General features: G+C 58.2%; 4 protein-coding genes and 1 pseudogene. 3 read left to right on the top strand and 2 right to left on the bottom strand.

All coding sequences use genetic code 11. From position 1 onward, the window contains the following. Positions 1–438 precede the first annotated feature (438 nt). A pseudogene (locus MUU53_RS19370) lies at positions 439–2,787 on the bottom strand (hypothetical protein). Between the two features lie 158 nt (positions 2,788–2,945). On the opposite strand from MUU53_RS19370, the gene MUU53_RS19365 reads away from it, so the two are divergent. From MUU53_RS19365 to MUU53_RS19355, 3 genes are all read left to right on the top strand, one after another. Next, positions 2,946–3,857 (top strand): HNH endonuclease, encoded by a 912-nt coding sequence (locus MUU53_RS19365; protein ID WP_247262351.1) that lies wholly within the window; start codon positions 2,946–2,948, stop codon positions 3,855–3,857. Positions 3,858–4,004: 147 nt separating this feature from the next. Beyond that, positions 4,005–4,232 carry a helix-turn-helix domain-containing protein gene (locus MUU53_RS19360; protein ID WP_247262350.1) on the top strand — a complete coding sequence of 76 codons (228 nt, stop codon included), beginning with the start codon at positions 4,005–4,007 and terminating at the stop codon, positions 4,230–4,232. Further along, a complete protein-coding gene (locus tag MUU53_RS19355; protein ID WP_247262349.1) occupies positions 4,229–5,491 on the top strand; it encodes a type II toxin-antitoxin system HipA family toxin in 1,263 nt (420 codons plus the stop codon). The genes MUU53_RS19360 and MUU53_RS19355 overlap by 4 nt, the downstream gene beginning before the upstream one ends. 176 nt (positions 5,492–5,667) lie before the next feature. Here the strand turns inward: MUU53_RS19355 and MUU53_RS19350 are convergent, their stop codons facing one another. Then, entirely contained in the window at positions 5,668–6,831 is a 1,164-nt protein-coding gene (locus tag MUU53_RS19350) for an ROK family transcriptional regulator (protein WP_247262348.1), read from the bottom strand. Positions 6,832–6,903 lie beyond the last annotated feature (72 nt).

Below are 6,903 nucleotides of genomic sequence, written 5' to 3'. Positions count from 1 at the left end.
TTTGGAGCTGTAAACAATGGGACTTTGGAGCCGCATCGGTTCATCATCAATTCAATCCTTAAAATGCCGGGACTAAAAAACTAGGCCACAATACACATAACTGAGTGCTGAAGGCTCATCCGCCCGATGCAGTTAGATGAGCTTTTCGACACCGAACGGATGGAACCAGACTTTGCTGTGGCGGAGCTGTCTATGGAGGCATGGCAGTTGAACCAGCCAGGCAGTTGTCATGTCCGGGGCGAGCGCGGACGCGCTGGTACTCCAGACCCTACCTATGAGAACGGACATCGCTATGGATAATAAGCGTTATCTGCTCTCAAATGCGCTGGTTGCGAGTTCGTATCCGTTCAAGGCGGAGACGACCGGCAGGGCCCATACGGATGCGGGGCTTGGTTTGCATCTGCATGGGCGATGTGGATCAGCTATTGATCCGAGTGGCTATGCGGCCTCCCAAACCTGATTGAGGATTTTCGCCGCAAGTGCCGCCTTGTCCTGCGGCAGGAAGCGGCCGTAGTGCTGCTGAACGACATCCGGTGTGTCCTGGATTGCATAACTCGCCTGCTCGTATGACCCGGTTTGCTTGAGGATATGCGTTGCCAGAAGATCCCTGAGATTATGAGGCCCGTGCGGGAGCAGTCCTTTTATGGCGCGGCGGCCGGTGTAGGGATTGTAGATTCCATAGCGCTGGATCACAGTCCGCCAGGCTTCATAGAATTTGGTGGAATCGTATGCCGCGTCCAGACTGGTCGTCTTCACCGTCTTGGCGAACAGTGTACTGGGATCTTTCGCTGAACCGAGCAGCACACCGCGATGGCGATCGATATAGGCCCCAAGGTATTTGTAGAGGTCGAGCAAATCCGGCAGGATCAGGCGAAACGGCTTTTGTTCGAAGAATGATGAGCCTGAGTTCTTGAAGGCGATGGATGGGATGACGACCTCCCACCCGTTTTCGCGGTCGCTCCAGCGCAACTCGCCGCATTTCATGTCTTCCAGTCGTCGCTCCGAAGTTGGGAAATGTCCGCGTGGGCACAAGCGAAGCTGGCGAAGGTTCTTTTGCCGAAGTCCCAGATGCAGGCCGATGCGCAGCAAAAGGAAAGAGCGGAGCGCTTCGGCTGCTGCCCGAGGATAGCGGTTTTCATCCGGCATACGCTTCAGGATCTCATGTGTGATCTTGCGATATTCCAACAGTGGGCTGTCTGCTTCAAGGACCACCATGATCGGCTCGAACGGATCGCGGTGCACGCGCATGACACGCTGGATTTCCTTCGAGCGATTGGCAGCATGCCGGTGGAATGCGTCGCAGGCGCCGTGCCAGTCGCGCGCTGCGAATTCTATTTCCTCTTGCGCGATCAGCCCTTCGATTGGCTGAACCTTCTTCAGGAACTCCGGATGTTGGCGGATCCAGCCCACCTCCGCCCGCGTGAGAGCTTGCGCCACCATCAGCATGTCTTCTTCCCATTTGATGTAGAAGCCGCGGCGCTGCTCCCGCCGTTGGAGGTACCAGTCCCAGACGCCCGGGAAGATCAACAGGCCAAAGGTTAGTTGGCTGAGCGGCACACCGCGCCCCTTGACGACGCTGGCGGGTGAGGCAGCGAGTGCACCGAACATGAGGCCGAGATGCTCAACCTTCTGGGATGCGGTTTCCTCACCCCAGACTCCATTTCGTTGGAAGCCGATTGCGGTTAGCGTCGATGTCTTGAAGCGGATCAGATCGGCCATCTCCATAGCCAACCGCAGCGGCGCATCGACGACGCCGGACAGGAGATCAGGATCTTCAAAGGCCTCGGGATTGTGGCTCGCGCTGTCCGGGTTCATTTGTGGTCGTGGAGACAGGGTGCCTCCGCCCTAGGTGATCCCCGGAAATCGTATTGCATAACGCTGTTTGGTTGCCGCCGCCTGGTAGCGACGATAGTCGGTTGAGCCCGAGATGATGACCCCGCGCACCCATTCGATGATTTCCTCCCGCTTGGAGAACGGCAAGCTGCTGAAATTGTCCGGGAGATGCCAGGCGAGGCGGCGCCGCGCCGCAGCGCTGATGTCGCCCATGTCATGGCCGTAGAGGGAGCGTGATTGGTTGGGCAACTTGGCCTTGAAATAGCCCTGTCCCAGTCAGTAGCGCCGCTCGATACGGGACAGGATTTCGAAGCTCGTCAGAGATCGCGGCACGCGCTCGCCCTGAACCCATGATAGCAGGGTCTTGTCATCGAACGTCTCGCCCAGGCCAACGACGGCGCGGTAAAGCTGCCAGTAGCTCTCGCCGAACCGGCGCATGTGATAAACGAGCGCATCGCTAGAGCTCGCCGGATCATCGGTCGCCTCAAACAATGGCTCAGGGAATGGGCTGATTGGTTTCGGTTGTGGTCCCCTCGGCACTGACGACGAGGTAGCCGGGGTCTTGTCGGAGAGGATCTGTCGCGGTCTGGAACGCGTCGCAGTTTTCACCTCGCGCTGAACGGTATTGCGCGATTTCGTGCGTGTTTTCATCGACTGGATGTCATCGGCGGCAGGCGGTTCTCCGAGCCAGCGGATAATCGCGTCCAGTCCCGGACGGAGTGCCTTCTTCAAATCGGCTGTCATTTGGTTTTCGATCCCGCATGCCTCGCCAATGGCCGTCCAATCCATACGGCCACTAACGATCGGTGGTGACCGGCGGTGGATGACAAGACCTATGAGATAGGGCCGAATGCTGTCCAGAACTCGCTGTGAGGCGATTGGCGCGATGCGTACCTCGCAGAAATCCAAGATTTTTCGTTGAAAGTGATGAATTGAAAGATCGTGTGTTGCCATACTCTTATTCCGTTTCTCTCGATACCGTTGTCGAGGGCGGGCGGGAATAGGAGTGGACATTTAACAAATGGTATTGCCGCAGCGGCGAGCATTTGGGGCAAGGCTGAGGTCCCCAGATGTCAAATGAAGCATCAAGAGCCTCATGCTAAAGGTTGCAGATGGGATTCGGGGTCTTCATTCACCGGTCAGATTCGATCTACGACGATAGCCCGGCTGAACAATACCAGTTCCCGGGCCAGTATCTCGGTCGTGTCCAGGCGTGTGTGGGTGACTGGATCGTCTACTATGAGCCTCGGAAGGTCGCCGCGACCCGCGGCTATTTTGCTGTTGCCAAGGTTGAACGGGTTATTCCTGATCCGAAGGCGCCCGGCATGTATCTGGCGCTGATCGAACACGGCAGCTATCTCGACTTCATCAATCCCGTTCCGTTCAGTGGACCAGACGGTGTCATAGAGCGGGGCGTGCTGAATGAAGAGGGCCGTATTTCCGGCAGGGCACAGGCTGCGGTCCGGCCGATGTCCTCAGCAGATTTCAACCGCATCGTATCGATTGGAATAGACGAGCATGAGCCTGAACTGCCTCGGCTGGATGAGCCGGGGGTGACGCATGCGGTCGATGGATTTGCAGATGAAGCTCAAGCGCCGTTCATGTTCGAGCAGGAGCGCGACCGGGTTATGCAACTCTCGTCGCGGATTGTTCGAAATCGGCTGTTTCGCCGGCTCGTTCTTCACGCCTATGACAAACGATGCGCCATCACGGGATTGAAGCTCATCAACGGTGGTGGCCGGGCGGAGGTCGACGCCGCACATATCCGGCCAGTGGAAGCGAGCGGGCCTGACATTCTTTCCAACGGAATTGCTCTTTCGGGTACCGCACACTGGATGTTTGATCGCGGTCTGATTGGCCTTTCGGACGACCTTGATATCCTGATATCGCGTCAGGCGAATGATCCTGATAGCATTCGAGGACTCCTCAACAAGACTGGAAAGGCGATCGTGCCTAGCAGGGTCTTCGAGCGGCCACATCCCCAGTTCCTGAGATGGCACCGTGAGAACTGCTTCAAGCAGTGAGCGCCAAGGTAAGTCTGGCATTGTATTTTCATCCCGATCGGGTCTATTTCGGTCAGTTGGCGCCAATAATCCAAGAATCATCCCGATCGGTTCTTTTATCTTCCTTTTGCACCATCTGATGATATAATCATCCCGATAGGGGTGATTATGGAAAAGATCAAAGATACAAAGAGCCTCGGCATGCTGATCCGTCAGGAGCGCAAACAGCAAGGCTTGACCCAAGAGCAACTCGCCGGGGTGATTGGTGTAGGCGTACGGTTTCTGCGTGAACTCGAGGCCGGCAAAGAGAGCTGCCAGATTGGCCGTGCGATGCAAGTCCTGGCTGGTTTGGGCCTCGTTGTTTCGGTCGGTCGTCGCCAGGACCCGCGATCATGACTCGCCTCTTGGACGTCTATTTTCGCGACACCAAGGCGGGCGTGCTCGGCCGGCTTGACGACGGCCTACTGACCTTTGCCTATGATGGCACGTATCTCCTGGACCACCGATCGCGAGCGATCTCGTTCTCGATGCCCCTGCAAGAAGAACCCTTTGGTGATCAGGTGGTGCGCCCGTTTTTCTCTGGGCTCTTGCCTGACGAAGGCGCGCGGCAACGCCTCGCTGGCGCGCTCGGCCTTTCGGCAGGCAACGCCTTCGGGCTACTGGAAGTTATCGGGGGCGAATGTGCAGGTGCCCTATCACTCTATCCCACAGGCACGGCGCCCGAACCTCCAGGCCAGTCCCAGGGCGAAATTCTCACGCCGGAACGTCTGGATGAAATTCTCAGCAGACTGCGGACCCGGCCGTTGCTTGGCGGAGATGAGGGCATTCGCCTATCACTCGCCGGCGCGCAGGATAAACTGGCGGTCATTGTAGATGGAGATTCCATTGCCTTGGCAAGAGACGGCCGACCAACGACCCATATCTTGAAACCGGTCATCCAGGCGTTGGAAGGCACGGTGGAGAACGAGTATTTTTGTATGCGGCTGGCTGCCCGCCTCAAGCTGCCGGTACCCCATGTCGAGATACGCCTGGGCGGGGCGACTGCCTTTCTCCTGGTTGAGCGTTATGATCGGACGAAAGCTGCAGACGGAATCATTGAGCGCCTACACCAAGAAGACTTTTGCCAGGCCCTTAGCGTACCGCCGGAGCTGAAGTATGAGGCTGAGGGCGGACCGGGAACTGCACGATCTCTCGGGCTGATCGACCGAGCCTGTGCGAGACCTGCCGCGGATCGGTTGCAGTTCATCCGCATGTTGATCTTCCACTATCTCGTCGGCAATGCCGATGCCCATGGCAAGAACTACGCCCTGCTTTACGGCTCCGATGAACCGGATCTGGCACCGATCTATGATGTCGTTTGCACGGCCGTTTATCCTCGCTTGTCAAAGAGGCTCGCCATGAAGATTGGCGGCCGCGATGTGCCCGACACCATCCACCTGAAGCATTGGAAGGCGTTGGTGCCCGACGCTAAATCTTCCCAGCGCATCCTTGTTCGCGATCTTGCCCAAACGGCGGAAAGGATTGTGAGCGAGGCCGATGCCCTTGTTGCAGAACTGGCCGAAGAGGGGATCAAGCACCCCATCCTGGGGGCCATTTGCAAGGTTATATCAAGTCGGGCTGGCTTACTACAGAGAGCCGCGGAGCAGGTGTCTTAAGCAGTTGAAGGGTCTCAGACATCCAGCTCATTGTCCTTCGACGAATGGGCCGGCGGTTCGCATCCCTTCAAGAGCCCATACCCAACGAACTTAGCCAATGGCTGAAGATTGAACTGGCTTCGCGCGAATTTTATAAAAAATCCGCTAAGTTCGTCGTCATCATCCAACGGCTCCGGTCAGAAAAAGCTTTCCTTCAATGGCAGACTTGCTGCGCCGATCGCTGAGGTTTCCCCTTTGATCTGCGAGGGCTCCAGCCGCGGCATGCGGCGGGAGATGCCATGGCGCGGCTTGCTGTAGAATGTGGTCCTGGCGATCAGCTGCTCGGCTAGCCATGTCGGGATCTGGCCTCCGAGCACCACCACTTCGGGATCGATGACCGCCGCGAGCATGTTGATGATCCGGGTGTGGTGAGGTGCGACCAGGTCGAGCCACTCACTTACGCCTGACCAATCCGGATCGAAGCGGCGGGATAGGTCCGCAATCGTGGAAACCTGGACACCATGGCGCGCCACCATCCGCAGGAGCGCCGCAAGGGTCGGGCGGTTCTCCCACTCCCCCTCGTGGAAGACGCCGCTGAACTCGCCGGCATTGCCGAAGCCACCCCGGACCAGGTTGCCGTTGAGCACGATGCCGCCACCAAACCCGTAGTTGAATGATAGATAGGCGAAATTGCTGACCTCGCGGCCGACGCCCAGCATGCGCTCACACAGGGTGCTCATGTTCGCGCCGTTCTCCGTCCAGATAGGCCGCTGGAAATAGTCGGCAAGATAGGGTCCGAGCTGCAGCGTTGACCACTCGACGAGCGGCTCCGGTGGATTGTAGCGCGTCCCCTCTACAAGAAAGCCGGCAATCGCAAAGCCGATGGCGAAGACATCGTCCCACCTGGCATGCATGGCTTCCAATAGCGGAGGTATGGCCGCTTCGATGGCAGACAGAGCCGCCTCAACCGGCATCTTGTCGATCGAAAGCGAGGCGGTCCGGAAGGTGCCGGCAAAGTCCATAACGCAGATGCCCGCGCTGTCGGTGTTAACGGCGATCCCTATCGTACAGCCGAAGCCCCCATTGAGCAGAAGGCGCGGGCTCGGCTTGCCCTTGTAGCTTGGCGGCTCCAGGGGTCCGAGCCGGATCAGGCCCCGCTCCTCGAGCTGACTGATGATGCGATGGACGGATTGCTGCGTCAGGTCGAGTTGCGCACCAAGTGCCGAACGCGTGAGTTCCCGGCGATCCCAGAGCATTGACAGGATGGTGCGCTCGTTGCGCGACACGACGGGTGTTCCAGGGCCTTCGCGGCGGAAGCGATCATCGATGAGGCGATGAGGATCGTAGTTCAGCATGGTCATCTTTGTCGGCGTGGCGGACGAAGGTGGTCGCCCCTTGGCGGCACCTTGTCGGCGAACGCTCGTGAAATCAAG

It is taken from the genome of Affinirhizobium lemnae, assembly GCF_022968395.1.
GTDB classification, from domain to species: domain Bacteria; phylum Pseudomonadota; class Alphaproteobacteria; order Rhizobiales; family Rhizobiaceae; genus Neorhizobium; species Neorhizobium lemnae.
This window is presented reverse-complemented; position numbering and strand designations above follow the sequence as displayed.

Excerpts from the sequence above, each read along its gene's own strand:
- MUU53_RS19365 (WP_247262351.1), top strand. The coding sequence starts at position 2,946 with ATGGGATTCGGGGTCTTCATTCACCGGTCAGATTCGATCTACGACGAT.
- MUU53_RS19360 (WP_247262350.1), top strand. The coding sequence starts at position 4,005 with ATGGAAAAGATCAAAGATACAAAGAGCCTCGGCATGCTGATCCGTCAG.
- MUU53_RS19355 (WP_247262349.1), top strand. The coding sequence starts at position 4,229 with ATGACTCGCCTCTTGGACGTCTATTTTCGCGACACCAAGGCGGGCGTG.
- MUU53_RS19350 (WP_247262348.1), bottom strand. The coding sequence starts at position 6,831 with ATGACCATGCTGAACTACGATCCTCATCGCCTCATCGATGATCGCTTC.